1 pseudogene is annotated in these 260 nt (G+C 62.3%); it reads right to left on the bottom strand.

From position 1 onward, the window contains the following. A pseudogene (locus tag MTX35_RS25490) lies at nucleotides 1-260 on the bottom strand (acetyl-/propionyl-CoA carboxylase subunit alpha); the annotation flags it as partial.

The raw sequence follows: 260 nt of genomic DNA, 5'->3' as shown, positions 1-260 counted from the left end.
CGCGTGGTTCGGGGTCCTCGGTGATGGACAGTTCTTCGCCGTTGGCGATCTTGAACTGCTGCAGCACGAGGTCGATGCCGGAGGTTTCCTCGGTGACGGGATGCTCGACCTGCAGTCGGGTGTTGACCTCCAAGAACGACACCAGCCCGTCTTGGCCGACGAGGTATTCCACCGTGCCGGCTCCGTAGTAGCCGGCTTCGAGGCAGATGGCTTTGGCGCTGGAGTGGATTTCTTTGCGTTGGGCGTCGGTGAGGAACGGG

Origin of the sequence: Rhodococcus sp. ARC_M12 (assembly GCF_022810385.1) — a bacterium.
Lineage (GTDB): Bacteria > Actinomycetota > Actinomycetes > Mycobacteriales > Mycobacteriaceae > Rhodococcoides > Rhodococcoides navarretei.
Note: the sequence above shows the minus strand (reverse complement) of the source record. Positions and strands in the feature narration are given on the sequence as shown.